The organism is Paenibacillus sp. sgz302148 (genome assembly GCF_056120465.1).
Genome location: NZ_JBVYOJ010000017.1, coordinates 1 through 25,181 on the forward strand (window position 1 = coordinate 1; position 25,181 = coordinate 25,181).

General features: G+C 55.0%; 26 protein-coding genes. 5 read left to right on the top strand and 21 right to left on the bottom strand.

Features of this window, described 5'->3' with window-relative positions; translation table 11 throughout:
* Nucleotides 1-354 precede the first annotated feature (354 nt).
* From AC0LWM_RS23025 to AC0LWM_RS23060, 8 genes are all read right to left on the bottom strand, one after another.
* Entirely contained in the window at nucleotides 355-1,137 is a 783-nt protein-coding gene (locus AC0LWM_RS23025) for an SDR family oxidoreductase (protein WP_474677349.1), read from the bottom strand.
* An 86-nt stretch (nucleotides 1,138-1,223) separates the two neighbouring features.
* Nucleotides 1,224-2,201, bottom strand: coding sequence for a helix-turn-helix transcriptional regulator (locus AC0LWM_RS23030; protein WP_474677350.1), 978 nt, complete (start codon nucleotides 2,199-2,201; stop codon nucleotides 1,224-1,226).
* Nucleotides 2,202-2,321: 120 nt separating this feature from the next.
* Complete coding sequence (locus tag AC0LWM_RS23035) at nucleotides 2,322-3,425, bottom strand: Gfo/Idh/MocA family protein (protein WP_474677351.1); 1,104 nt, start codon at nucleotides 3,423-3,425, stop codon at nucleotides 2,322-2,324.
* 3 nt (nucleotides 3,426-3,428) lie between these two features.
* Complete coding sequence (locus AC0LWM_RS23040) at nucleotides 3,429-4,781, bottom strand: glucuronate isomerase (protein ID WP_474677352.1); 1,353 nt, start codon at nucleotides 4,779-4,781, stop codon at nucleotides 3,429-3,431.
* Between the two features lie 102 nt (nucleotides 4,782-4,883).
* On the bottom strand, nucleotides 4,884-6,053 hold the full coding sequence (locus AC0LWM_RS23045; protein WP_474677353.1) for a Gfo/Idh/MocA family protein: 1,170 nt from the start codon (nucleotides 6,051-6,053) through the stop codon (nucleotides 4,884-4,886).
* A 71-nt stretch (nucleotides 6,054-6,124) separates the two neighbouring features.
* Entirely contained in the window at nucleotides 6,125-7,045 is a 921-nt protein-coding gene (locus AC0LWM_RS23050; protein WP_474677354.1) for a sugar phosphate isomerase/epimerase family protein, read from the bottom strand.
* A gap of 1 nt (nucleotide 7,046) precedes the next feature.
* Complete coding sequence (gene uxuA, locus AC0LWM_RS23055; RefSeq protein ID WP_474677355.1) at nucleotides 7,047-8,102, bottom strand: mannonate dehydratase; 1,056 nt, start codon at nucleotides 8,100-8,102, stop codon at nucleotides 7,047-7,049.
* Between the two features lie 234 nt (nucleotides 8,103-8,336).
* Nucleotides 8,337-8,864: a hypothetical protein gene (locus tag AC0LWM_RS23060; protein WP_474677356.1), complete on the bottom strand. Its 528-nt coding sequence runs from the start codon at nucleotides 8,862-8,864 to the stop codon at nucleotides 8,337-8,339.
* 205 nt (nucleotides 8,865-9,069) lie between these two features.
* On the opposite strand from AC0LWM_RS23060, the gene AC0LWM_RS23065 reads away from it, so the two are divergent.
* Together AC0LWM_RS23065 and AC0LWM_RS23070 are read left to right on the top strand one after the other, a co-directional pair.
* A complete protein-coding gene (locus tag AC0LWM_RS23065; RefSeq protein ID WP_474677357.1) occupies nucleotides 9,070-9,876 on the top strand; it encodes a protein phosphatase 2C domain-containing protein in 807 nt (268 codons plus the stop codon).
* Between the two features lie 101 nt (nucleotides 9,877-9,977).
* Nucleotides 9,978-10,460: a GyrI-like domain-containing protein gene (locus AC0LWM_RS23070; RefSeq protein ID WP_474677358.1), complete on the top strand. Its 483-nt coding sequence runs from the start codon at nucleotides 9,978-9,980 to the stop codon at nucleotides 10,458-10,460.
* A gap of 209 nt (nucleotides 10,461-10,669) precedes the next feature.
* Here the strand turns inward: AC0LWM_RS23070 and AC0LWM_RS23075 are convergent, their stop codons facing one another.
* The 6 genes from AC0LWM_RS23075 to AC0LWM_RS23100 form a co-directional block, all read right to left on the bottom strand.
* Complete coding sequence (locus AC0LWM_RS23075; protein WP_474677359.1) at nucleotides 10,670-12,178, bottom strand: xylulokinase; 1,509 nt, start codon at nucleotides 12,176-12,178, stop codon at nucleotides 10,670-10,672.
* Nucleotides 12,175-13,230 carry a tryptophan synthase subunit alpha gene (locus AC0LWM_RS23080; protein WP_474677360.1) on the bottom strand — a complete coding sequence of 352 codons (1,056 nt, stop codon included), beginning with the start codon at nucleotides 13,228-13,230 and terminating at the stop codon, nucleotides 12,175-12,177. Before AC0LWM_RS23080 ends, AC0LWM_RS23075 begins: the two co-directional genes overlap by 4 nt.
* A complete protein-coding gene (locus AC0LWM_RS23085; protein WP_474677361.1) occupies nucleotides 13,227-14,219 on the bottom strand; it encodes an ABC transporter permease in 993 nt (330 codons plus the stop codon). The genes AC0LWM_RS23080 and AC0LWM_RS23085 overlap by 4 nt, the downstream gene beginning before the upstream one ends.
* Complete coding sequence (locus tag AC0LWM_RS23090) at nucleotides 14,203-15,759, bottom strand: sugar ABC transporter ATP-binding protein (protein WP_474677362.1); 1,557 nt, start codon at nucleotides 15,757-15,759, stop codon at nucleotides 14,203-14,205. Before AC0LWM_RS23090 ends, AC0LWM_RS23085 begins: the two co-directional genes overlap by 17 nt.
* Before the next feature lie 125 nt (nucleotides 15,760-15,884).
* A complete protein-coding gene (locus AC0LWM_RS23095; protein ID WP_474677363.1) occupies nucleotides 15,885-16,838 on the bottom strand; it encodes a sugar ABC transporter substrate-binding protein in 954 nt (317 codons plus the stop codon).
* A gap of 62 nt (nucleotides 16,839-16,900) precedes the next feature.
* Complete coding sequence (locus AC0LWM_RS23100; RefSeq protein ID WP_474677364.1) at nucleotides 16,901-17,869, bottom strand: sugar-binding transcriptional regulator; 969 nt, start codon at nucleotides 17,867-17,869, stop codon at nucleotides 16,901-16,903.
* Nucleotides 17,870-18,415: 546 nt separating this feature from the next.
* Between AC0LWM_RS23100 and AC0LWM_RS23105 the strand changes: the two genes are divergently transcribed.
* The 3 genes from AC0LWM_RS23105 (at nucleotide 18,416) to AC0LWM_RS23115 (ending at nucleotide 20,837) form a co-directional block, all read left to right on the top strand.
* Nucleotides 18,416-18,859 (top strand): RNA polymerase sigma factor, encoded by a 444-nt coding sequence (locus AC0LWM_RS23105; RefSeq protein ID WP_474677365.1) that lies wholly within the window; start codon nucleotides 18,416-18,418, stop codon nucleotides 18,857-18,859.
* On the top strand, nucleotides 18,852-20,234 hold the full coding sequence (locus AC0LWM_RS23110) for a DUF4179 domain-containing protein (protein WP_474677366.1): 1,383 nt from the start codon (nucleotides 18,852-18,854) through the stop codon (nucleotides 20,232-20,234). The genes AC0LWM_RS23105 and AC0LWM_RS23110 overlap by 8 nt, the downstream gene beginning before the upstream one ends.
* Before the next feature lie 126 nt (nucleotides 20,235-20,360).
* On the top strand, nucleotides 20,361-20,837 hold the full coding sequence (locus tag AC0LWM_RS23115; protein WP_474677367.1) for a GNAT family N-acetyltransferase: 477 nt from the start codon (nucleotides 20,361-20,363) through the stop codon (nucleotides 20,835-20,837).
* Between the two features lie 100 nt (nucleotides 20,838-20,937).
* On the opposite strand, the gene AC0LWM_RS23120 is transcribed toward AC0LWM_RS23115, so the two are convergent.
* The 7 genes from AC0LWM_RS23120 to AC0LWM_RS23150 all read right to left on the bottom strand — a co-directional run bounded on the left by AC0LWM_RS23120 (nucleotide 20,938) and on the right by AC0LWM_RS23150 (nucleotide 25,176).
* Nucleotides 20,938-21,294 (bottom strand): VOC family protein, encoded by a 357-nt coding sequence (locus AC0LWM_RS23120; RefSeq protein ID WP_474677368.1) that lies wholly within the window; start codon nucleotides 21,292-21,294, stop codon nucleotides 20,938-20,940.
* Nucleotides 21,295-21,306: 12 nt separating this feature from the next.
* Complete coding sequence (locus AC0LWM_RS23125; RefSeq protein ID WP_474677369.1) at nucleotides 21,307-21,702, bottom strand: VOC family protein; 396 nt, start codon at nucleotides 21,700-21,702, stop codon at nucleotides 21,307-21,309.
* A gap of 2 nt (nucleotides 21,703-21,704) precedes the next feature.
* Nucleotides 21,705-22,490, bottom strand: coding sequence for a VOC family protein (locus tag AC0LWM_RS23130; protein ID WP_474677370.1), 786 nt, complete (start codon nucleotides 22,488-22,490; stop codon nucleotides 21,705-21,707).
* A 216-nt stretch (nucleotides 22,491-22,706) separates the two neighbouring features.
* A complete protein-coding gene (locus tag AC0LWM_RS23135) occupies nucleotides 22,707-23,183 on the bottom strand; it encodes a GyrI-like domain-containing protein (RefSeq protein WP_474677371.1) in 477 nt (158 codons plus the stop codon).
* Nucleotides 23,184-23,221: 38 nt separating this feature from the next.
* Nucleotides 23,222-23,635, bottom strand: coding sequence for a VOC family protein (locus tag AC0LWM_RS23140; RefSeq protein ID WP_474677494.1), 414 nt, complete (start codon nucleotides 23,633-23,635; stop codon nucleotides 23,222-23,224).
* 47 nt (nucleotides 23,636-23,682) lie between these two features.
* Entirely contained in the window at nucleotides 23,683-24,747 is a 1,065-nt protein-coding gene (locus tag AC0LWM_RS23145) for a cysteine peptidase family C39 domain-containing protein (RefSeq protein WP_474677372.1), read from the bottom strand.
* Between the two features lie 54 nt (nucleotides 24,748-24,801).
* On the bottom strand, nucleotides 24,802-25,176 hold the full coding sequence (locus AC0LWM_RS23150; RefSeq protein WP_474677373.1) for a VOC family protein: 375 nt from the start codon (nucleotides 25,174-25,176) through the stop codon (nucleotides 24,802-24,804).
* Nucleotides 25,177-25,181 lie beyond the last annotated feature (5 nt).

Here is a 25,181-nt window from a genome sequence, read left to right on the forward strand (position 1 = left end):
TATCTTGACGAGATATAGTTTTTTATCCGAAAATCTGATAATATGGAAAATGGTATGTCGCATTTTACCAAAATTTTAGAGAAAATGTCGAACAACAAGATTTGTACGACCTATATTTTATCCTAAACTAGCTCCATTAATCACCTTCATATAAAAGAAAAAACTTTTTTCGATTTCCTTAAAAGAAAAGTTAACCTTTTTAAAAGCAAAAAAAACGGTGGCTTCGTATGAGAGCCACCGTTCGTCCACGATTCATCTCCATTTTTCATAGAGTTCCTCGTTTGTTGCTATAAATATTGAACACCATTGAACTTTCGCCTTGTTAAATCCAACATCCATTCCAGTTCTATTAACTTATATCGTCACTGCGCCGAAACCGCCGTCGACTCGGATCAGCGCCCCCGTTACAAAGCTGGAGGCCGCCTCGGAGGCGAGCCAAACCACGGCGCCTTGAAGCTCCTTCGGCTCGCCGAAACGATTCATCGGCGTGTGGCTCATGATGGAAGCGACGCGTTCGGGCGACAGAATCGAACGATTCTGCTCCGCCGGGAAAAAGCCCGGCACGATTGCATTAACCCGCACTTTGCTAGGCGCGAATTCGCGGGCAAGATATTGCGTCATGCTGTTCAGCGCCGACTTGGAAGCAGAGTAGGAAAACACGCGCGACAACGGCGGTCCGGACGAAACGGAGCTGATATTGATGATGCTGCCGCCGGCTCCGGCATCGACCATGGCTTTGCCGAACACTTGGCAGGCGAGCATGACGCTCTTGGCGTTGACGTCCATAATCCGGTCCCATTCTTCTTCGGTAATCTCGAAGAACGGCGTAGCGCTATTCACCCCGGCCGTATTCAGCAAAATATCGACGCGCCCCGTCCACTCGATAATGTCGCGCAATGCCTGCTCCAGTTCCGGTTTGCTTATGGCGTCGGCTTGGAACAGCTTAGCCTTTCCCGTGCCAAGCAGCGGCTGCAGATCGGCGGCGGCTTTGTCCGGATTGCGGACGACAAGCGCCGCATGAGCCCCGTGCGCGATCAGCGCTTCGGCCATGACGCGGCCCAAAGTGCTGCCGGCTCCGATCACGACCGCCGTCCGGCCGGTCAAATCAAATAATGGGGATGGTGCGCAAGGTTGCATCGGACGTAATCCTCCTTTATGTTGCTCGTCGTCGGGCATCGCAAGGAGGCAGCCTACTAGAAGGCTGCCTACCAGCACAGACAGCGTTAAACCGTTCTTTCGGGAGCAGTGTTCGAGGATGCGGCTTCCGATGGAGCAGTTTTGGCTGACTCGTTGTATCCCGCTTCCTGCACATGCGACCTGGCAGCGTCTCCCTCGCGATGCGACGACTCCTGCAAAATTCCTTTGCGGTATGCCTCAGGGCTGCACCCGGCTATCGACTTGAACAACCGGCTGAAATGCGCCAGATGGCGGAAGCCGACCAGCCTGCCGATATCCGAAACCGAGCGGTGGGGCTCCAGCCGAAACCAAATTTTCGCCTGATTGATGCGGCGATTGTACAAATATTTGAACACCGTCGTGCCGGTAATTTCCTTGAACAAATTGGACAAATACGGTTTCGTCAGATGAAGCGACGAGGAGATCGTCTCCAGCGTAATCTCCTCCGCATAATGATCCTCCAGATACGAAATCACCCGCTGCACGTGCCGTTCTTTCTCCGATCGGTGCTCTCGTTCGTGCACATGCTGTCTGCACCACCCGCCGACAATGTGCAGCAGCTCCATGAATCGCAACGCAAAACGATCATACGCCGCATGAACGGCCGCATCGCCCCGGCGCATGTACAAGTCGTTCATCTCAGCCAAAAGTTTCTCAAAATCGGTCTGGTCCCGCTCGTTCAAATGCAGGCGGATGTTGCGCAATTCCTCGAAAGGCCGCAGCAGCTCCGCCGCCTTGTCCGGCTGAAGAACGGTCGTCAAATACGACGGGTCAAAATGGATGATCGTCCGCACATAAGGAACGTGCGGCGCAGGATTCGGACGGTGCAGCGTCATGCCGTGCATTAAGATAAGATCGCCGGGGACAAGCGTCATGAGCTTGTCCCCGATCAGATACGTGCATTCTCCGGTATGGAAATAATACAATTCATAAAAGGCGTGAGCGTGAAAGCGAGCTCCGTCCATCGGCAGCGAATTGCGGTACATAAGCTCGATCGGCTCCTGCCATTGCAGGCTTAGCGACACGGGATCAACCTCCAGGGACGCGCTCCGGCGTCGGTTTGCGGTGGTATACGTTGTACATTGTTGAAACGATTGTACCACACGACAGCCTTTTCGGTTATCCCTAGCCTTTTCCCAATTCTCTTACTTGATCACAACCGCCATATTCTGCGCCTCAATGCACAGCTCCGCCGCCTTGAACGCATGCTCCTGCGTCATCGCCAGCTCGGTTCGGTTCAGGCAATCCAAGATGAGTTCCCCGAAAAACGGAAAGCCGACCTGACCGGCCACGGCAAAATGATGCTCTCCTTCATGGTTCACCATGTACACATGGTCCCCCCGTGGATCGCGCGCCACATCGATATATTTGCGCAGTTCGATATAGCCGTCCGTGCCGAGTATGGTCACCCTGCCGTCTCCCCAAGTGCCGAGGCCATTTGGTGTCATCCAATCGACGCGAAAATAGTTCGTCGCCCCGTTGTCCCCGATCAGCGTCGCATCGCCGTAATCCTCCAGATCGGGGTAATCCGGGTTATTGTAGTTCGCCACCTTGCTGTGCGCCACGCGGGCATCCTTGCAGCCGGCAAAATACAAAAATTGCTCCACCTGATGGCTGCCGATATCGCATAAAATGCCCCCGTATTGCGCCTTGCGGAAAAACCAGTCCGGCCGCGAGGCGGCGTTCAGCCGGTGAGGCCCCGTGCCGAGCACCTGCAGGACTCTTCCGATCGCGCCGTCATGAATAAGTTTTCCTGCATAAACCGAGCTTTCCGTGTGGAGCCGCTCGCTGTAATAGACCATATATTTGCGGCCCGTCTCCGACACCTTGGCCCGAGCCGACGCAATTTGCGCAAGTGTCGTAAACGGCGTCTTGTCGGTAAAATAATCTTTGCCGTGGTCCATGACCGTTAGGCCAAGCGCACACCGCTCCGACGGCACCGCCGCCGCCGCAACGAGCCGGACCTCCTCGTCGTGCAAAATGACGTCGAGCGAAGGCGCTGCCTGCACCTGCGGGTACGTCCGGCAAAACGCCGCCACCTTAAGTGGGTCAGGATCGTATACCCACTTCAGCGTTCCGCCCGCTTCGATCAATCCGTTGCATTGGCCGTAAATATGGCCGTGATCGAGACCCGCCGCCGCGAAGACGAATTCGCCCGGCGCGCACACCGGTGCAGGCTTCGCAGAGGTCGGGGCGTACGTCATGCCGTCTTTTTTCTGAAAATTAGGCGTACCTGAAGTTTCGGTCATCTATTATCGCCTTCCTCTCTTCGCGCGGTCCAACACTTGCCGGAATACGCCGCCGAAGTATTGTTCGGTATCGCGGCGGATATCATCGGCGCTGACGAGCCAGCGGTCTTGATGCAATCGGGCGTACTTGCCGTACAACACCCCGGCGATGACGGACCGCGAATGATCCCATTTGTTGACGAGCTGCTCCAGCACCCGACAATCGGAATGCTGCGGAATGTAGCTCGTGCCGAGCAGCTCCGTGCGGAATGCCGTCATCTCGCGGATCATCGATTCCGTATGCAAAAACCACCAGCAGCCGAAAATGGTCAGATTGCGGAACTTCCGCGCAAGGACGGCCAGTTCGTGCTGGTTTTCCCGCGCAAGCACGGTGACAAGCAGCTGCAGCTCCGGGTAGCGCAGGCAGAGCCGCTCCAGCAGGCCAAGGTCGGCCCGGCCGCTCATATCGCCGGCCAGGCGCAGCGCCGGGTTGACTTGGCGGCGGACGCCGATCATCAGCGCCAGCGGCAAGCCGAGCTCGCGGCAGACCGGCACGACCGCGCCGTCGAGCAGCGCCGTCAGCGCCTCGTCCGGCGCCGGGTAATGGGCGTCGCCGGGCAGCGACGCCATAATGTACAAGGCGCCGATGCGGCCGCACCAGTCGCGCAGGAAGCGGCGCACCTCGGCGAGCGTTGCCTCCTGCGACAGCGCGGCAGGATCGCTGGCTGCGACGTCGTAGCCGAAGCTGCGCAGCTCTTGCGCCGCCGACGGCCAATCGAGCAGCAGCTTGTCGATGCGCAGCGCCGCCTGGAAGCGCTCGTCGGTGCAACCGGCGCCGTCCAGCCATACGGCTCGCTCGACCGAGTCGAACGGGTCGTTCGTCATAACGACCGTTTGCACTTTGGCCGCGGCGAGCACGTCGTCTACTTGGGCGGCGGCCGTTTTCTCCGCCCAGGCGGCGCGGTATGCGTCCAGGTCGCGACCGTAAACGGCCGGCGACAAGCCAAGCCGGTTCATCGCGGTGACGACGCCGGACGCCGCTTCGCTCACCGGCATGCGGTCGACGAACAGCGCTTTCCAAACCGCGTCCGCCTTGCCCGCATCGTCCAGCGACCAAAACTCGTCGTACGACAAATCGCCTTGGCGGAAATATTCCGCCGTCAAATAATGATAAACGAGCAATTGATCGACGCCCCACAGCAGCCGCTCTTCAAAATCGGCCGAATACAGATGGGTATGGATGTCGTAGACCGGCGTTTCCGAAACGATATGCCGTACCGTTTGCTCCAGCTCGGTCAACGTTTCGATCGGTGCATCCGGCCGGCGCGACTGAATGGCATTCGCGGGATTCGCATCACTTGAAGGATGTAATTCCATCCGTCGTTCCCCCTTATTGGACACGCTCCGCGGAGAACGCGAAGAACGTGTTTTTTTTCGAAGTCTAATCGAGGTGTGTTTGATTCTGCCAGGGAGCTCCCCTTAGAACGTCCCTTTCAAATCAACCGGCGCCGTGCCGCTTGCAGCAGGTTCCGGTTTGCGATATCGCGACGTGGCAATCCGCTTGCGCAGCTCCGATTCGTACAAATCCTCGTTAAACGGCAGCTCGACCCAATCGTCGAGCCATGTCGACAAATGCATCGCATTGGAGATCGTCAGGCCTTGAATCCCTTCTTCGCCAGGAGCGACAAGCGGCGTGCCATTGCGAATGGCATCGACGAAATTTTGCACGATGCCCGCATGCTCCGAGCTGGAGCCATAAATCGGTACTTCGCATTTCCAGCACTCCGGTGCGCCGAATGCCTCGCGGTTGCGAGCGTTAAAGTCGCGCTCCGACTCGAGCAGCCGCCAGAACGTCAGCTTGCCGTCCTCGATGACGATTTTGCCGCGGTCCCCCGCGACCTCGAACCGGTTCGTCCCCGGCGCTTCGCCCGTTGTCGTAATGAATACGCCCGTTCCGCCGTTTGCGTACTCCACGTAAGCGGTGACGTCGTCTTCAACCTCGATATTGCGGTGTTTGCCGAAGTGGCAGAAGGCGCGCACCCGTACCGGCATGAGTCCCGTCGTCCATTGCCACAGGTCAAGCTGGTGCGGGCATTGGTTGATCAGCACCCCGCCGCCTTCGCCGCCCCAGGTAGCCCGCCAGGAGCCGGAATCGTAATAGCTTTGCGACCGGTACCAGTTCGTGATGATCCAGTTCGTGCGGCGTATTTCGCCTAATTCGCCTGACGCGATCAGGTCGCGCAGCTTCCGGTACAGCGGGTTCATCCGCTGGTTGTACACGATGCCGAATACGCGGCCGCTTGCCGCCGCGGCTTCGTTCATCTCCCGCACCTGCTTCGTATACACGCCCGCCGGCTTCTCGATCAGAACATGGAGTCCCTCGGCAAAAGCACGCTGCGCCTCTACCGGATGATCGTAATGCGGCGTCGCCACGATAACGGCATCCACGTTGCCGGATGCCAGCATCGCCGCCGAATCCTCATAGATGGCGACTCCCGGATACGTTTCCGCCGCCCAGGCGCGTTTCTCGGCGATGCCGTCGCAAATCGCCGTGAGCACCGCGCCTTTGATCGTGCCTGATTTCAAATGATTGGCATGACCCGCCCCCATGTTGCCGATGCCGATAATTCCAATTCGAACGTTACTCATATTGTCCGCTCCTCTCGATTGCGGCCAAGCCGCTTAATTTCTGTTTGCTTCATTGTGGAATCGTTTGCCGCTCAACCAACCTCTTCCCACCAAGCCCTCATCTGCTTGGCGTATAAGCTTAACATCGTTTTCGTGTCGTACGCTTCGCTGAAATCTTCAACCCCGAACCAGCCGTCGTAGCCTACCGCCTTCAGGTCGGCCAATACCCGCTTCCACGGTACCATGCCCGATGCGATCGGCCTCCAGGAGCCCGACCAAGCGATCGGATTGAGAGGCTCCGCTTCCTTGCCGCCGTTTTCCGCTTGCGGCAAATTCGGGTGCGTCGCTCCGTCGGGATCCTTCGCGACCGGCTTCCAGCCGGCGTTTTTGACATGGACGTGAGCGAGGTAAGGGCCAAGCAGCTCCATGCCCATCCGGTAATTTTCGAAGCCCTCGTGCACCATGTTGCCGGGATCGTACAACACGCCGACCTTGTCGGGGTTCAGCCCCTGCACGAGCCTGTAGGCTCCACTTGCACTTGCCGCAATCGTAAAATGGTGCGTCTCGACGAGCGCCTTGATGCCATAGTCGCCGGCCAAATCTTCGACAGCCTTCAAATAATCGACCGCTTCACGAAGAAGCTCATTGTAGTGCCGTTTACCGTTATAAAATGGAACGCCAACGCGGACCATCGACGCGCCAAGCCGCCCGGCGAGCTTGAACATCGACTCGGTCCCTTCCAAATCACCGCAGGTCAGATACGGCGTCAGCGCGATCGATTGCAGCCCGTAACGGCTCGCGGCACCGCTGTATACGGAAAGCTGCTCGTCGGTAGCGCGGGGATCGATCGTACTTAGGTTGATACCCCAGAACGAAGGAGGCTGCTGCTCCGCTCCTTCCGGCGTCTCCTTGCAGCGCCATTCCACCCCTTGAATGCCGGCTTCCGAAGCGGTAGCGGCCAGCTCCTCCGGCGTCAAATCCGGCGTTGCGACGGTAAATACGGATAGCTTCATGTTAGTTGCCCCCTCGTTTTATTTTATCGATCGACTCCCAAATGCCGTTCAAATACGTAGCTCCCAATGCGCGATCATACAGCCCGTATCCGGGGCGTCCCTGCTCTCCCCAGATCATCCTGCCATGGTCGGGACGCAGCGGCCCTTCGAAGCCGGTATCCCATAACGCCTCCAGCACGCGCACCATATCGATGGAACCGTCCTCAGAAAGGTGCGACGATTCTTGGAAAGAGCGATAGCCGGTGCGAAGAATATTGCGCGTATGGGCAAAATGGACCCGTCCCCGCCCTCCGAAATAACGTATGATCTCGTCCAAGTCGTTGTCGGGGTCGGCGCCAAGCGAGCCGGAGCAGAACGTGATGCCGTTCGCAGGGCTGTCGATATGGTCCACAAGCCTGCGCAGCTGCCGCAAATTGCTAACAATGCGCGGCAAACCGAATATCGGCCATGGCGGATCGTCCGGATGGATCGCCATCTTCACGCCGGCTTCTTCGGCAACGGGAATGACACGCTCCAGGAAATAAGCCAGATTGCTCCACAAGTCGTCTTCGCCCATGCCGCGGTACTGCTCCAGCAAATGCTGCATTTCCGCCCTTGTGTAGCTGGAATCCCAACCGGGCAGCGACAAATCGCCTTGTGCCGGATTCATCCGCTGGATCGTTTCGTCCTCGAACGTCAGCGTCGTGGAGCCATCCGGGAGCGTAAAGGCCAAATGGGAACGCGTCCAATCGAACACCGGCATAAAATTGTAGCAAACGACAGGCACACCCGCCTCGCCTAACCGCCGGATCGTTTGACTGTAATTTTCGATCAACTGATCCCGGTTTGGCTTTCCAAGCTTAATATCTTCGTGTACGGGAACGCTTTCAACGACCGCAAGCTTTAGGCCGTGCGATTCGATTTCGGACTTCAACGCGGCGATCGTCTCGCGCGGCCACGCCTCTCCGACGGGAACATCGTACACGGCCGATACGATGCCGTAAATGCCCGGAATTTGGCGAATTTCCGCCAGTTTCACAGGGTCGCTTCCGCCGAACCAGCGAAACGTCATCTTCATGCTAAGCACCTCTTTCCAACCTGTCATTCTATTTTGTATGCAAGCCATATTCCTCGTCTTATCGGATGAATCAGCCCCATTGTAGCACACGAAAGACGGCCGCTTGACGCTTTTCGCCATGATCTTAACCACAGTCAAACAATCGGTGAAAGATCAGCTTTTCGATCAACAGCGTACGACGAACCAAAAAGAGCAATCCGCCGGCGGCAGACTGCTCCTTATCGAAAGCGACCATTATCCTTTCAAAACATAATAGGCGAGCAAGCCAACGATCATCATCACGAAAAACAGCAGCGCTTTAAAAACTTCTCCGCTGACTCGTTTCGCTTCTTTGGCATCGGCTTGGTATGAAGATTTATCCTCCATGGTCCGTATCCCCTTTCCGTATTTGGAATTGAGCGGTGCGGAAACCATGGCTTTGCCCACGAAAGTGGACGTAAATTTAAGCGGGTACAGAATCAAGTGCTTCAAACGAATCGGTACGGCTGAATCGGCATATGGCTGAAACTGCGCCGTTGTCGTACGGTTGATCTCCCTTACGGTCAGGAATGCGATTAAGGAAACGACAGCCGCGAAAACAACATGGTGCACCGGAAGAGTTCGATGCGCCGTTTCGATCTGTCGCTTCTGCTTCGGGGCCGAGATCGAGGAGATTTCATCCGACGTCTGAGCTTCGGCGATCGAAGGAATCGAGATCAGTTGTAGGCACAGCAATATAGCAAGCAGCAGCTTCCATCGTTTGGACTGCCCGAGCGCGCTCAATCCCCCACCTCCTCCGCCGGACGTTATTTGTATCATATCACCGGAAGCAGGCAGAGTAAACGTGAGCAAAAAGGCAACCACCTTGGCGTTGACCACACACCGTACGCGTTTGCCCTCATCGTGATATAATCGGTGTTAACGGCGTTAACGATAGTTTAGTTATAGTTTAGCGATAGTTTCAGAACAAGGAATGCGGAGGTAGATCATGATGCGGCATGACGTTTTGTCGGTATGCAGCCCGTTAAAACCAATATGCGAGGACGCTTTTATCGTGAATGAACAAGCGGGAGTGTTCGGCGTCCTGGACGGCGTTACTCCATTATGCGATTTCCGCGATACTGACGGCCATAACGGCGCAGTTATCGCCTCGCGGCACGTGAAGGCGCATTTTGAGGGGCTGGAGCGTGTAGGCTCGCTAACGGAAGAGATCGGCGCGACGAACGCCCTCTTGAAGCGTCGGATGCTGGAAAGCGGTCTCGATTTGGCGATCAAGCATGAGTATTGGGCCACTTGCATTGCGGCCGTGCACATTCAAGACGGATGGCTTACCTACGGCCAACTGGGGGACAGCATCGTCATCGCAGAGTACCGGGACGGGCAGGTCGAAGTGCTTACCCCGAACACGCTCGTGCAGTTAAACGAAAGAGCGCGAGCCGTAAGGGAGCGCGATCGTCTTCGGGGGGCCGAGCTGCCGGACGAAAGCTATTACGAAGTTCCCGTTCATACCTATACGTACAACCGTTATTTGGCGAACACGCCTGAAGGATACTCCGTTCTGAACGGAATGGATGAGGTCCCGGAGTACATCAGAACGGGGCGGGTTCGGATCGACCGTTTGAAGCAGGTGCTGATGATATCCGACGGATTATTTTTCCCCGGCAAAAGCTTGGAAGAAACGTACCGGATGATCGCCGGTCTTGGCTTGCGCGAATATGTCGACAAGCTGACCCATCACGAGCGGGAGTACGCCTTAACGCCGGACGATAAAACGGGACTGTTCGTTTATTTTTGAACGACCGCATCCCAAACAAAAACAAGTTTTTCGCTCGGTAATTGTAATATGTGGTATGCTTCGAATGAACATGAACGCAATATAGAGGAGATGCTATGGGCTTGAAGGCGAGAACCGTTCTGCGGGAACAAAGCACGATCGTGGGTTTGCATTTGATTTGCCCTTTTTCGGAGATGGGAGCCGAAATTCCGAATACATGGGACAAACTGAAGAAAAGGCTGATTGAACTGCGCGTGCATCCGGTGCCGGACAAAATTTTCGGAATGTATCCGCAAATTTCGGACGATCCCGATCCCGAACGGTGCCATTATATTCTCGGATTCGAAGTGCATCACCCGCTTGAGGTGCCCGAAGATATGGTCCGTATCGTCTTGCCCCCGCTGTGGTATGCAAGCTTACACTATCAAGGGCCTCTGGAGTCCTACGTAGACGTCGCTTACGGAGAAGTGAACTCGTTCATTCGGCAGAACGGTTACGAAGTGAATCAGAATGAGTATGTCCTGGAAGTAAAAAGCGCCTCCATCGATCTTCGAGACCGAACGAAGGCGGGACAGGAAATCGAACTGATGGTTCCGATGAAATAAATTTTTTAACGATACACCATTTGGAAGGAGAAACCTGCAAAAGCGCATCAACAATGTACAGTTGCAGGTTTCCTAAAAGGTCGGAGCGCTTGGTTAGGTCAATGTCCACTTAGTCCAGCTTCGGTCCGGCTAGCTCCCCCGTTAGACTCACCTTTCGTTTTGCTTAACCTTCCGTTGCCCGGTATACGTCTAGCCCGGCTACCGCTTGCTCAGCTTCCGAACACATCCGCCAATGCCGGATACAGCTTGACGTATTTCGCGTACGCCCGGTCGTACATTTCCACGCTGCTCGCATCGGGCGAATATCGCTCCGCGGGGAAGCCGTCAAGCACGTTGCGGGCAAATGCAGCGTAGCTCTCGGCCCAGCCGAACCGGACGAATGCGGTCGCCGCACCGCCAAGCGCCGGCAAATATTGCGACTCCTGCGGGACGACAACCTCCACGCCGAGCACGTCGGCGATCGTCTGGCTCCATACCCGGCTTCGGCTTCCGCCGCCGATCAGCGTCAATCGCTTCACGTCCCAGCCGCAGGCGAGCAGCTCCTTGACCTGGCGCATCGCCATCGCCACCCCTTCGAGCACCGCGCGGCTCATCTCCGCCTTGGTCGTCGAGGCGGTTAAGCCGATAAAGCAGCCGGTAGCATGCGGGTCCTGTACCGGGCAGCGTTCGCCGTTCAAATACGGCAGGAACAGGACGCCGTGGTCGCGTCGCTCGCATTGTTCCATTGCCCGCTCCATTTCGGCGAAAGCGGCGTCCCCTACGGCTTCTCCGCATCCGAACACGTTAAGCGCCCACCGATGGGCGTTGCCCGCGTTCATGAGCGGCGCTATTGTAATAAGCAGCTCACGATCCACGTGGGCAAGCTGAAACACGCCGCCGCTAAAGCTGCCAGGCTCGCGCGTAGGTAAAGCGACCCAGCCTGTCGTCCCCAGGTAGGCGTACATTTCGCCGACCTCGGTTACGCCGGCGCCCAGCGTTGTCGCCCCGGCATCGCCGATTCCGCACAGCACGGGCGTGCCGGCCACGAAGCCGGTGAATGCCGCAGCTTCCTCCAGCACAAAGCCGGCGACCTCGTCGGCAGCGAGCAGCTCCGGCAGCTTATCGGCTTCAATGCCGGCGCTTTGCAGCCATCCGCGGACGAATCTTCGCTCCGGCAGCTCCATCATGCCGGAAGTAGCGGCTGTCGTCGGATCGGTAACCAAGCGTCCCGTCAGCTTGCGGACGACGTAATCCTTCGAGCTGATCAGGAAGCTTGCCGTTGCCCGGTAATGCTCCGGTTCGTTCTCTTTCATCCAGATTATCTTCGGAAAAGTCATCGATCCGTCGAACGGATTGCCCGTCACTCTCCGAACGGTATCCTCGCCATGCTTGCGAAGCACCTGTCCGGCTTGAAGCGATGCCCGTGCGTCGGAGTACAATATCGCCGGCCGGACCGGATTGCCGTCACCGTCGACGGGGATGCAATCCTGCATTTGTCCGCTGAACACGATCATCATGATCTGCTTCGGATCAACGCCTGACGCCCACCATGCCTGCGTAATTTCGGCTACAGCCTTGTACCATTGCTCGGGATGCTGCTCCACGGTATGATGCTCCCCGTAGATCGTATCGAGGGGGATGCTCGCCCCGCCGCTTAAAGTACCGTCCTTGCCGACCAAGACGCCTTTGGCGCCGGTCGTCCCGATATCGAACGAAGCCACGTATTTCGGGGCATTCATCCTTCATTCCCTTCCTTCCCGCGACGACTCGTCGCTTCCTTCATATCCGCGATCAACCGGTATAAATAATCGACCTCGCCGTTTTCGCACCGGGCGACAAAAACGGAGCCAACAACGGCGGCGTCAAAGCCGCTTTCCACCGCGGCCCGCACCCGTTCCGGCGAACGCAGACCGAATCCGGCGAGCACCATCGCATCGGTGTAACGCTTGACCCGGCGGCACAATTCGCCAAAATCCTTGAATTGGGCGAAAGGATTGCCGGTAGCTCCCGTGTACAGCTGCGCGTAAACGATCGTGGCGCCCTCAAGTGCTGCCTGTAGCTCCGCTTCATTCATGGCCGCATGGACGAAACGAATGACGTCCACGCCGTAAGGCTCCATATCGCGGGCGATTTCAAGCTGCTCGGCAAGCGAGCAATCCGGCAGCACAAGGCCGTCCAGCAGTCCTTCTCGGGCCAGCTCGACGTACAAACCGGAGGCAATGACCTCACGCTTGTAGCCCATCGCCCATAGCGGCGCGTCCGTTGTATGCCGCAGCTTGCGCCAATAAGCCATCGTTTCGCGTTGCACCTGGGCGTCCGTAGCTTGCTTCAGCGCATCCGCCTTCGCAAGTCCCGCACCCACGTCGGAAGCTACCGTACTAGCGGGGCCAACAACTTCCGGCGAAACCGCGCCATCGGAGCGAACGGCCGACGGCAGCGCGCCGTCAGCTTTGTCCGCAGCTGCAGTTGCAGCCGCAGCCGCCGAAACTTCGCTGCCGGCTGCGACACCCTCATCGGCAGGCCGCTCTCCGACCTCTCTGCCAATTCGAGTCAGCACGCGCCGATGCCCCCGCTTGATCACTTCCCCGTCGAACGACGGCTCGGCGCTAGGCACGCCGATTTCCAATATATCGACCCCGGCCAGCGTCGCGCCCTTTACGATACTGAGCGACCGCTCCACTCCCGGGTCGCCGGCCACAAAATAACCGACCAGCAAAGCCTCCTGCTTCCGTTCCGCTTTTTCCCATGCCATCATGTTTCTCTTGTTGATTACCCGCTCTTGTTTCGTCAACGTCCGCCACGTCCCAGCTTCTGCAAGATGACCGCTACGATGATGATACAGCCGGTAATGACGTCCTGCATGAAGGTCGGCACCTCGAGAATCGTTAATCCGTTGGCCAATATGCCGATGATCGCCGCCCCGACGAACGTCCCCCAAATGTTCGGAACGCCTTCCTTAAACGCGGTCATGCCCAAAAATGCCGCGGCATAAGCCGGAAGGAACAACCCGCCGCCACCCGTCGGATGCGCGGAACCTAGACGCGAAGCCATCAAAATGCCGGTTAATGCGGCAAGCACCGCGCAAAGGGCAAACGCCGCGTTTTTGTTCAGCGTGACGTTGACCCCGGCAATCCGGGATGCCGATTCGTTGCCGCCGATCGCATACAGCCTGCGGCCGAAAGCGGTTTGCGACATGATGAACCAGAACAAAATCGTCAGCAGCACCATGATGATCGACAGCAGCGGCAGCCCGAGCCATTCCGATTGCCCAACCGTACGGAACGACTCCGGGATGTTCTCGAATACGGTCGACCCGCCAGTCAGCCAAAACGTAAAGCCGCCGAGAACCGTGCCCATGGCGAGCGTCGTAATAAACGAAAGAACGCGGAATTTCGTCACGATCCAGCCGTTTACGAAGCCAATCGCCGCCGCGACAAGCAGCGGCACGAGAAAAGCGATGCCGATCGGCGCGCCGGCTACGGCCATCTTGGCCGCGATGACGCCGCCCAGGCTGGCGGTCGCCCCAACCGACAAGTCGAACTCGCCGACGGCCATGACGAGCGTCGCGCCAATCGCGATCGTCACCAGAAACGAGATTTGCCGGCTGATGTTAATCGCGTTCGTTAATGTCGCGAATGATTCCGGGCTTAAAGCACTGAATACGATGATGATCAGGATACAGGCGAATGCCGTACCATAGGTGCGCATCAGCTTGCCGAAACGGAAGCCCGATGCCGCGGTTGCCGCGGTTGCTGCAGTTGCGTTACTTTGCCGCTCCATAAAGTTCTTCACTTTCCTTTCCTTGATGTTGGGAGAAACAGAGCTGAAGCACCTGGTCCGCCGTCAAGCCGTCGTTCGGCAGCTCGGCAATCGTTTCCCCGTTATGCATAACGACAAGCCGGTCCGACACGTCGAGCACTTCCTGCAGGTCGGACGAAACGAAGAGAACCCCGCATCCGCTGTCCGCTTGTTCTTTCAGCAAGCGGTGAATTTCTTCGCGCGTCATGACGTCGACCGCTTGCGTCGGTTCGTCGCACAGGAACAATACCGGCTTCGACATCAGCGCCTTGGCGAATACGACCTTCTGCTGATTCCCTCCGGATAATTCGCCTACGGCCTGCTCCTGACCAACCGCCTTGACCTTGAGCGATTGCATCCACGAGTCGACCGCGGACCTCTCCTTGGCTCCGGCAACCTTCCAGCCGTCTGAAAATTCCGACAATACTGGAAGCGTCATATTCTCGCGAATCGTCATCCCCATGACTAACGCATCCGCGCGGCGCTCCTCCGGGATCAATACCATGCCGGAGGCTAACGATCGTTTCGGCGAAGGGCGGCGGATCGTTTGCCCCGATATGGCGACTTCTCCGGCGCTTTTGCCACGGGTGCCGTAAATCGCCTCCATCAGCTCGGTTCGTCCCGAGCCGGCCAAGCCAAAAATACCGACGATTTCGCCTTGCCGGACATGCAAGCTCGCTTGCTTCACTCTGCCGTCGGCCGTCGCGAGGCCGCTTACCCGCAGCACGTCCTGCGCATGCTCCGAAGTCGCCGCTCTCCGTTTCACGGCTTTCGACTCCTCAGCTTCCGCTTTCCCCTCGGCATGCGTCATGAAGCGGATCAACGCCGCCTTGTCGGCTTCCCCTCGCTGAAGTGTCGCCGCTAGCGTGCCGTTTCGCAAAATGCTGATCCGATCGGATAGCTGCAGCACCTCGTCGAGCCTGTGCGACACGTAGATGATCGACGTGCCTTGGGCTTTAAGCTGCCCGATTAACCGGAACAAGATGTCGGCTTCCCGGTCCGTCAGCGCCGCCGTCGGCTCATCCAGGAAAAGCAGCCGGCATTCCATCATCATCGCCCTGACGATTTCCAGCATCGTACGCTCGGGCGGCGACATATCCTGTGCCGGAACGTCAAGCGGCACGTCGACGCCAAGCTCCCGCTTCAGCTTCTCGGCCCGTTCCAGCATCGCCTTCCAGCCTACTCCAATACCTAATTTGCCCTTCGGGTAAGGCATTCCGAGATATAAATTTTCGAGCCCGGTAAACGAAGGGACAAGCTGGCGCTCCTGATGGATGACGTTAATGCCGAGCTCGCGGGCATGCTTGGGGCTCGATATATGGACCGGCTTGCCTTGCCATACGATCTCGCCGCCGTCCGGAGCGTATACGCCCGTAATCATTTTGATGAACGTCGACTTGCCCGCTCCGTTCTCGCCGACAAGCGCGTGCGTCTCCCCCGGCTTGATCGCCAGCGTAACTTGGGAAAGCGCGTAATGCTGGCCGAATTTTTTGTCGAGCCGTTTTACTTCAAGCAGCGACATTGTTATTCCTCCCGTTGTATGCTCGCTGTGTCATCATGATGGCGAAAATCTTGGGACGAAAAAAGCGAGCGAAACGAGCCGCTCGCTTCCTTCTTTCCCATATGGTTATCGAATCATGCCGTTGATTAGCCTGCGTTTTCTTTCGTAATGAGCGTAGCCGGAGCGTAAAGTTCCGTGCCTTCCACCGGCTTGCCTTGGAATACAAGATCCATTTGCTTGGTGACGATGTCAGCCATGCCGGAGAAATTTTGCTTGACGGTAGCGATCAGCGGCGAGCCCTTTTTGATCATGTCGACCGCTTGGCTTGTGCCGTCGATGCCGACGACGACGATATTTTTCCGGTTAGCCGCTTCGATAGCTTGAGCCGCTCCGATCGCCGGCTCGTCCCAGCCCGCCCATACGGCGGTGATGGAGCCTTCGTCCTTGTTCGCGAGCAGCAGGTTTTCCATCGATTGGCGCGCGTTTTCGATCGGGCCCGGCACTTGCACGTGCTGTTCGGTTACGACTTTGATGTCCGGCGTTTTGGCCAGCATGTCGTCCAGCTGCTGCGAGCGCTTCAGTACGCCAGGATGCGGACGGTGCGTCAGAACGACGAGGTTGCCTTTGTTGCCCATCGTTTTGAACAAGTGATCGGTAATCATTTTCGACATTTCCGTGTTGTCGCTTGTCGCGTTCATCGTCATGCCTTCAATATATCCGGAGTCGCAGCCGAAAACCGGAATCCCGTTCGTCGATGCGCTTTTAATTTGCGCTTTCAACTGGTACGGATCGGCGCTTACGAGCACGATGGCGTCGACCTTGGTCGAGATCAAATCTTCCATGCGGCTTGCCAGCATGCCGAAATCGCTTTTCGTATCCACGACATTCGTTTTCCAGTTGTGGCTTTCCGCTTGTTTCTTTAATGCCTCGACCATCTCGTTTGTCGTGACCGACTGCAGGTATGGCGTCAAAATCGCCACTGTTTTTTGCTTCCCGCCTTCGGTACCCGCGCCTTCGGTTCCCCCGCTTTCCTTCTTTCCGCATGCTGACAGCGAGAATGCAAGAATAAGGGCTGCCATGATAAGCATTGCTTTTTTCATCTGTCGTTTGTCCTCCTCAATATAAACTGAACTAATCTATATACATCGCATTCCGCTTTCGCTTAGGAAACCGGATGCAAGCGATGCCACTCCAAAATGCCCTTGGCGGTTTCCAAATCGGTGACCAGCACGTCCATCCAGCGTCCTCTCAGTGCAGCCCCGACAGCTGCTACCTTGTCCTCGCCGCTAGCCACCGCAATAATGTTCGGGATTTCGCGCAGCTCCTCGGCGGACAGCCCGATCATCCGCGATTCGGTCGGATACGGAACTACCGCGCCTTTGGCGTCGATAAACGAAGTGCACAAGTTGGCCGCCGCGCCCGCCTGCTTCATTTCCTCCATCTCTTTGACGTCGAAAAACCCGGTTCGCACCATCGTTGCCTGATCGGAAACTTGTCCGATACTCACGATCGCTACCGTCGCCCGTTTCGCGAATTGAATCACCTCGGCGATTTCCGGCTCTTGCAAGAATACTTCCCGTGCGGCCGCCGAAGCGACGACGGCAGGCGCGTGCAGCTGCAAAAACTTCGACCGCAGCTTCTCGCCGAACAATCGCGTATTCGAGTTCGCATGCCAGGTTGCGCCGTCCGCTCCCCATCCGCCTACTAGCGGAATGAACTGCAGCCCTTTGCGAGCGGTAAAGCCTAGCTCTGCGCCAATTGCGGCTACCGTTTTGCCTGCCATGACACCGACGATGTCGTTGTCTTTCAATACCGTTTCGAGCAATGCCGCGCTTGTCCTTGCCAGCTGCAAATCGACAAGCCCCCGGTCGGCGTCCGCAACGTTAACGATGATCACATCGTGAATGCCGAATGTCTCTGCGATCGCCCGCTCGTACTGCTGCTCCTCCGAATACGGATTTTTTATCGATATTTGCACGATCCCTTCGGATTTGGCCGAACTGAGCATCCGGCTGACTTGCGGTCTTGAAATGCCAAGCCGTGCGGCGATTTCCTGCTGATTCAAACCATCGATGTAATATAAACTGCTCACTTTAACCAACAGCCGGGTTTTCTCCTCGTTGCCTACCATAACAAGCCTCCACATCCTGTTGAACATTTGTTCTTTTATGAAATTTTGTTCAGTAACAGTATATAGCGGATTTTTACAATTTGCAACAAATTTCGATCACTCTTTGAACGGAGTGAAAAATACGCCCACATGGTATAATCGGTTCATTATTGCATTTCGTTTAGTGCTTGGGGCTTACAATTACAACCTTCTGAAGCGATCGGCGACGGAAATCACCGGTACGAACGATCAAGACGGCGTTGCGACGGTGCTCGAGCGTTATTTTGAAGAACATTTGTTGTAAAATTAGGCAGCTTTCGTTTTTAACCAACATCGAAAAAGTAAGGCAGATCCACTTCCTTCATGCCCGGCCGCAACCGGTTAGCATGAGGGTTTTATTATGTTTTTGCTATGATTAATGCTCTGCCGTGAACCTACCGCACTACCGGGTGATCTAATGTACAGATAACAAGAAGGCGGTGAATATAGTGAATCATTCGGAAGACGTCATCCGGGCGCAAAAGGGAAACCGCGAAGCGTTCGTGCGTCTGATCAAAGCGGCCGACGATGTATCGGGTGGCCAAATCGTTCCTGAAGTCCGATACGGAATGCGCCGACGCGATTCAGGAAACGATTCTGAAGGCGTTCCAGGCGATACGTTCGGTCAAGGAACCCGGTTATTTCAAAACATGGCTCATTCGTATCCTGATTAACGTATGCCAGCGCATGCTGAAGACGAACAAGCAAGTGATTCCGATGGCGGAGCTTGTCGAACGAGCGTATGACAATGAAATGCAGATGGGCTTGGAGCTGTGGGAAGCGGTCCGCTCCCTGGAGGAAGAGCTGCGCGTGGTCGTCACGTTGTTTTATATCGAGGACTTGGCGCTCAAGGACATTGCCTTGATGCTGGACATGCCCGAAGGAACGGTCAAATCGCGTTTGTACCGCGCCCGGGAAAAGTTGGTTCGTTTTTTGAACGTTGATGATGAGAGGAGCGTTATGTATGAATGATTCGTGGATCGATGCAGAGCTAGGACGCCGTCTAAAAGGGAGCTATCCGGATACGCCTCAGGTTGTTCGCACGCGTATCGACGAAACGCTTGCAGCCTTGCCCGCGAGATCGAACCGCAAGTTATGGCGCAAAGCGGGTTACGCGGTCATCGCCGCTAGCGTCGCCTTCGGCGGCGTCATCGGGGTTAGTCTCGTGAATCCCGACATGGCCCGGGCGATTCGAAGCCTGCCCGTGATCGGCTCCGTCTTCGAAATGCTGGGCGACGACGGCATTCGCCAATCGGGAGAAGCCGGTTTGTCTTCCCGAATCAACATGACAGCGGAAGACCAAGACATCGCGATGACGATTACGGAAGTGCTCTATGACGGCATCCGTTTATCCGTCGGATACGTGATCGAGGGCGACAGCGATCTCCGTCCGGAACGCCCCGAAATGTATGCGGACGGAAAATCGATCAATTTCAGCTCGGGAGCGCGGGGCGACCAGGTCAAGGACGGCATGTACGCAGGATTGATCGATTATAAGCCGACAGAACCGCTTCCGGACCAGTTCACGTTAAAGCTGGAATACCGCAAGATGGAAAATTGGGGCCACAAGGTTGACGGCATTCCCCTAAGCGTCGAAGGAGCTTGGACATTCACGATCCCGGTGAAGAAGCTGACCGACGGTGTTTTCGTCAAAACGTTCGGAGAAAACGATGCTCCGAGCATTCAGTCCAAGGATGCCACGTTAACAGCGAAAAAAGTGACCCTCTCGCCTGCGGTAACCTCCGTCGAAGTGGATATGATCGAACCTGCGGAGGTGGCGGAAATCCCGTTTCATCAAAACCTGTTTCAATTGCTAGATGATCGCGGAGTGCTCCTTCAGTTCACCGGCGCGAGCAGCAGCAGCCAAACGAGCGACGGCGACAAGCTCCGCCTGACCGAGCATCGCCTCGAATTTACGCCGATCGGGCGGATTCCGGACTACCTGATCGTTCGGCCGTATTCCGTCTCATCCGAAGCAGGAAAGCATGAACCGGTGTATCACACGACGCCGCTGAATCAGCAGCAATTGCCGATCACGTTATCCCAAGGCGAAGCCGGCAAACTGACGGTTACCCGTGTCGAGTTCGCGGCGGACGCGACGCTGCTTTATTACGATATCGAAGGCGCGAGTCCTTATGAACAAGCGGATGCCGTATGGATTGAGGACGAATCGGGGAACAAATTCAAGGACACGATGCCGGACTTGATCCAGGCGGAGCCGGGACGGTACTCGTTCGTCATGAAGCTGCCGCCGATCGATGCGCAGAAGCAGTTGACGTTGTCAACGATCGAAATGAAGGCACCCGAGATCAACAACGGGCTCGAACTTAAAATCCCGATTCGCTAGACCAGGGAGTTGCCAACTTAACCGAAGAAGGAAGCGATGGATGTCTCATGACAAACTTCGCTTCCTTTCTTTTTCTGCTATAATTGTACGGTGAAAATAAGCATCATGTTGATATGGAGGCAGTGAATGAACATAAGAACAATTCAGGCTATAGATAACAGCGCCATTGAAGCGATTATCCGGCATACCTTGGTCGAGTTTGGCGGAAATCGCGCAGGGTTAGCATGGGAAGACCCAAGTTTAAGCCACCTGTTCGAGTATTATAACCAAGAGGGCAGGGCCTATTGGGTTGCGTTCGATGCAAACGGCAAGATGCTTGGCGGCTGTGGGATCGCGCAATTCGGTTCCCCTGGGGAAAGGATTTGCGAACTTCAGAAGATGTATTTGCTTTCGGAAGCTAGGGGAACAGGAATTGCAGCGGAGCTGCTGCAGACCGCGCTCCGGTTCGCAAAGCAGCATTATCGGGCTTGTTATCTGGAAACGCTGCAAAATATGCAGGCAGCTAACCTCTTTTATACGAAACACGGTTTTCGTCAGTTGGAAGCGCCGCTTGCCGGTTCCGAGCATTTTGCATGCGACGCATGGTATATTCGCGATTTATAATTTACTAAAGAAATTTCGGCTGCCTGCTTTAATGAAATAACGGCAGTCCAGGATTCATTTTCTTGTCCACTGGCTGTCGCTGTTTCATTTCCGGGGGAGTCTAAAAAAACTGATCCATGCTTACGGCATTCCCGGCGAGATCCCGGAATATAAAGCTCGCGTGATCGGAACGACGAACAATGTCCGATACGATTTCGACCCCATTGTCCCGCAATGTACGGTAAGCCGCATCGATATCGCCGGTTTGCAGCGAAATGATCGGTTGAGACAATGGAGTACAATCGTCGGAATGAAAAAGATGCAGCACATGTTGTCCATTGATGTGAAGCTCTACAAAATGGTTCAAATCGTGCGGCCCCAACGTAAAACCAAGATTGCGGCAGTACCAATCGCTTGCTTGTTCCAAATCGGGGACATACAGCATAATTCCGTACCGCCCCGTCAATAATTGGCTCATCCTACGCTCCTCCTATGATTGAGCTTGCTTATTCGGCTCCCACACTTTGAATTTGTTATTGTCGGGATCGTAGAAATCAAATTCGCTGAACCATCCATGACGAATAAGCTCGCTTACCCGAACGCCCGCTTCTTTCAGCTCGCTGTACAAACGTTGGATATCGGCCGATCTGAAACAAAACGCCGGCATCTCAAATCGAGACTCCCCTTGCACCCAATCCTTGGTCGTAAAATTGGTCGTTGTCTCGTCAACCGTTTCCAAGAAGAAAAACTCCAGCTGCGAGCCGATCTTCAAATGATCTCCTTCGACCTCAAGGCCAAAATACCGAATAAACCACGCCATGGCCTGCTCCCGGTTTTTGACCGGAATGTAGATGCTGTCGATGCCCGTCAACTTCGGTCCGTTCATCGTCATTCCCCTTTACCGTTCTGGACAATCCCAATCGGATTGCCGTCGTAATCATAGAAATGGAACTGTTTCCGCGAACCATCATCCTGGAAGTCGGACGATTGAACGCCTAACGCCCGCAGCCGCATATAGTCCTCCTTCGCATCGGAGGATTGGATCATATACGGAATATGGATAAGCGGATAAACCTCCGGCGTTTCCACAAGCGCCATTCTGCTCCAAGGCGACTCGGGCGAAAACGGTCTAACGCCCGCATAACGGATCGTCAGGCCTTCCACATAGTCCGGGGTCGGCCCGACATATCCCGCTCCTCCGGTGGCGCTAAAATAATGAAAATCGAATCCGAGCTTATCCCGATACCAACGTACCGACGCATCCAAATCGCGGACGGCCAGAAACGTTCCACCTACTTCCAGATGGGACTCTATCCCCTCGGGAGCCGATTCATAGCACAAACCGACCCGATTGCCGTCCGGATCGTAAAAGTCGCAGCAAAGCATCCCTTCATCGATCAGTTTCGTGACGATAACGCCTTTGGCTTGCAGCGTACGGTGCAGCTCCTCGATCCGGTTCGTGTGGAAATTAAACGGAATATGCGTATACCGATTGACCGTATCGGACTGGACCAGCACAAAGCCGGTATTTGCAAACGACAACGCAATTGCAGGAGCTTGCGCCACGTTTCCCCGCTGAATCACCTTGAGACCGAAGTGCTCCCGATACCACGCAGCCGATTTTTCAACGTCTGTAACAGGCAAATAAATGTCGTCCAAATAGCGAAAATTCACAATATGTCCTCCCTCACCGATCACATGTCATCGACCCTATGCGCAATTTCGTTTCTGCGAAGCAGCAGCATATCCCTTGCTTTAGGAATTTCATGAATACAATCCTCCGGGTGACAACGAAGGCTAAAGCCGGTTATGATGAGTTCCGCCAATTCTTTTTTTTCATATGTCAATCAAAGTCACCCCATCCAGCGCTATTCATTCTTGAGATTCCGACTATTCCACCGGTTCGCAAATTTGCAGACTGATCCGCTCATCGGTACATTCGCGATCGAACCAATAGATTTCCAGATTCATGCCGCCGTTTTTATGAGTCAGCCCATTTTGCCGCAGATAGTCGTAGAGAGCGCCATAGGGGTCCGGGTTGAATGGTTTCGGACCGTCGTAATATACAGTCGCGTATTGCGAAGCAGGCAAGGTGATGCCGATCATGCCGTCAGGGACAGACTCTATACTGCTGACCTCCATGCAATACAAGTACGTGAACATGACGTCGTTGCTGAACCACGGGCAAACATATCGTTCTTCGTTGATTTGATGCTTAATTTCGTGCCTTCTTTCGTTGAACAGCGCTTTTGTCCGGCTAATCGCCGATTTATCGCCCTCGAAAGCAACGTTAACGGCCAATCCGACCAGCTTCAGCTCGCCGATCGATTCGGTTTGAACGCTCAATTGTTCGGTATGCGTTTTCATTTGAAGATCCTCCTAAACTCAGGTATTATGTATCCTCTTCAATATCCTCTATAACACGGTAAGCTTAGATCCGGATAACTGTTCACTTCGATTAAATGACCGTCAGGATCCCTGATTTCAAAATCCCGATAAGGGCCATTGCTCCCCATTCCGTAGTCGTTGATTGGCCCAACTTCGACATTACGTGCTTTCAATTCACGATGAAAAGCTTCGATATCCGAAGTTTTGAAGCTAATAACCGGATGATCCGCCCCTTCGAACGTAAAATGAATCGGTCCGGCTTCAGCCGTTTTTTTCAAAAACAGCAACGGCCCGTGAACAAGCTTCAAGTTCGCCATATGTCCATCTTCCCAGATCACATCATATCCGAACGTTTCGCCGTACCATTGAACCGATTTTTTCATGTCCCTTACAGGCAAATAAATCTGAACGATTTCATGTCTAAGGTTTATTTTCGATCACCCCTCGCTCACTCATTTATACAAAAATTCAATAGCAGTTACTCAGGAATTGCTTTTATATCTTCATGCCACGCTTTGATCATATCCAATGCCTGCTTCTCGTACTGCATGACTTGCTTGAGCAATGTTACGCTCTCCTCGCGGTCTGCATCTTCCATCCATTCGCGCGGCTGCTCGTAGGGATATTTTTGCACCAGATATTTATAAATTCCCGCTACTTTCGTATAAATCTCCAGAGCCTCGTCGATCCGTTCCGAAGAAACGCCGATGTCCAAATCTTTCACTTCGCGCAAAAAGAGAACCGCGTGGGATCTTGCATCAGCGATCGGCTCCAAGGTGAGGCTGAACCAGTATTTATCGATTTTGTTTTGTTCCAGAGCTTGAATCCATCCCTGATATGCTTGCTCTCCTACAAAAAGAGTTTCGTTATGCCAATGAATCGATCCCTGATCGTTTAAGGCAATGACGTATTCCAGTACGGCTTGGATGGCTAGTCGCGGGTCCGCTGCGGGGACCGGGGCGGCCCAGTGCAAAGAAATGAGCCCCTTATCGTTCCCGCGGTTTTCGTTCGAATCTCGCCCCTCCCTGCGCCCTCTGCAATAGCTGCAAGGACAATACGATTTCCCCAGTTTGTCCCATGGTATAACATCGTCCGCAAGATCGTGCCCTTCTCCGCCATGCCACGAATAAGTGTAATACCCGGCCGAATCGTATCCGTAAACAACGGAGGTTTGGTTCTCGATATCGATGTTTTTGGCAAAGACGGGATACCCCTGGTCGATCGCTTCCTTGGCCTTATTCCACATGTCCAGCTGCAGTTCTCGGAACCTTTCAAGCTCTGCGTACGTATGCACACCCTCGATATGCAATCCGAAATTTCGCGCCAACCGGAACAAATCCGAATCGGGTGGTCCGGCATTCGGCTTAAGAAACGTTTGATCATGCACGGTTAAAAAAGCCATGCCCGTCATCCCATAAATCCATGACGCCGAGATAGGTGCTTGATAATAATTAAGGACCGATTTGAGCGCTCCGATCTGGGAAGCTTCAAGTCCGCTAAAATAATAGTTGGTCAATTCTACTTTATCGCTTACCGATTCCATACGAAGGAACAACCTCCATATCATAAAATGATGTTACAGCCGGTGCGGTCATACCTATGCCGTATGCGCGACAAGCCAATTCCCGTACAGGTCGGAGAAAATAAGAAATCTTCTTCCTTCATCGTCAGGAGCAGCAAGTCCATCTCCCTCGATCCGGGTTCCGGATTGCAGTATTTTCTCTCGCAGCGCGTCCATATCGTCGACCTGGAAGCCAATCGTTGCTCGCGGCGTGCCGTTTACGGTGAAAGAAGCCGTCGTTTCATCCGACGTTTTCCATAAAAAAATGTTGACCCCGTCATTTTTAAACCGAACCAATGCGAAATCGCCGAAATTGGCCAAAAACTCGCAATCCAAATATTGAACGTACCATTCCGCTGCTTTCTCTAAATCTTGAACCGGAATTTGGACGTGACTAATGAATCGACTCAAAGAGC

Excerpts from the sequence above, each read along its gene's own strand:
- AC0LWM_RS23065 (WP_474677357.1), top strand. The coding sequence starts at position 9,070 with ATGATGCGGCATGACGTTTTGTCGGTATGCAGCCCGTTAAAACCAATA.
- AC0LWM_RS23035 (WP_474677351.1), bottom strand. The coding sequence starts at position 3,425 with ATGACCGAAACTTCAGGTACGCCTAATTTTCAGAAAAAAGACGGCATG.
- AC0LWM_RS23040 (WP_474677352.1), bottom strand. The coding sequence starts at position 4,781 with ATGGAATTACATCCTTCAAGTGATGCGAATCCCGCGAATGCCATTCAG.
- AC0LWM_RS23120 (WP_474677368.1), bottom strand. The coding sequence starts at position 21,294 with ATGAGCCAATTATTGACGGGGCGGTACGGAATTATGCTGTATGTCCCC.
- AC0LWM_RS23045 (WP_474677353.1), bottom strand. The coding sequence starts at position 6,053 with ATGAGTAACGTTCGAATTGGAATTATCGGCATCGGCAACATGGGGGCG.
- AC0LWM_RS23145 (WP_474677372.1), bottom strand. The coding sequence starts at position 24,747 with ATGGAATCGGTAAGCGATAAAGTAGAATTGACCAACTATTATTTTAGC.
- AC0LWM_RS23100 (WP_474677364.1), bottom strand. The coding sequence starts at position 17,869 with ATGGTAGGCAACGAGGAGAAAACCCGGCTGTTGGTTAAAGTGAGCAGT.
- AC0LWM_RS23095 (WP_474677363.1), bottom strand. The coding sequence starts at position 16,838 with ATGAAAAAAGCAATGCTTATCATGGCAGCCCTTATTCTTGCATTCTCG.
- AC0LWM_RS23115 (WP_474677367.1), top strand. The coding sequence starts at position 20,361 with ATGAACATAAGAACAATTCAGGCTATAGATAACAGCGCCATTGAAGCG.
- uxuA (WP_474677355.1), bottom strand. The coding sequence starts at position 8,102 with ATGAAGATGACGTTTCGCTGGTTCGGCGGAAGCGACCCTGTGAAACTG.
- AC0LWM_RS23050 (WP_474677354.1), bottom strand. The coding sequence starts at position 7,045 with ATGAAGCTATCCGTATTTACCGTCGCAACGCCGGATTTGACGCCGGAG.
- AC0LWM_RS23110 (WP_474677366.1), top strand. The coding sequence starts at position 18,852 with ATGAATGATTCGTGGATCGATGCAGAGCTAGGACGCCGTCTAAAAGGG.
- AC0LWM_RS23125 (WP_474677369.1), bottom strand. The coding sequence starts at position 21,702 with ATGAACGGACCGAAGTTGACGGGCATCGACAGCATCTACATTCCGGTC.
- AC0LWM_RS23025 (WP_474677349.1), bottom strand. The coding sequence starts at position 1,137 with ATGCAACCTTGCGCACCATCCCCATTATTTGATTTGACCGGCCGGACG.
- AC0LWM_RS23135 (WP_474677371.1), bottom strand. The coding sequence starts at position 23,183 with ATGAAAACGCATACCGAACAATTGAGCGTTCAAACCGAATCGATCGGC.
- AC0LWM_RS23105 (WP_474677365.1), top strand. The coding sequence starts at position 18,416 with ATGTATCGGGTGGCCAAATCGTTCCTGAAGTCCGATACGGAATGCGCC.
- AC0LWM_RS23085 (WP_474677361.1), bottom strand. The coding sequence starts at position 14,219 with ATGGAGCGGCAAAGTAACGCAACTGCAGCAACCGCGGCAACCGCGGCA.
- AC0LWM_RS23075 (WP_474677359.1), bottom strand. The coding sequence starts at position 12,178 with ATGAATGCCCCGAAATACGTGGCTTCGTTCGATATCGGGACGACCGGC.
- AC0LWM_RS23090 (WP_474677362.1), bottom strand. The coding sequence starts at position 15,759 with ATGTCGCTGCTTGAAGTAAAACGGCTCGACAAAAAATTCGGCCAGCAT.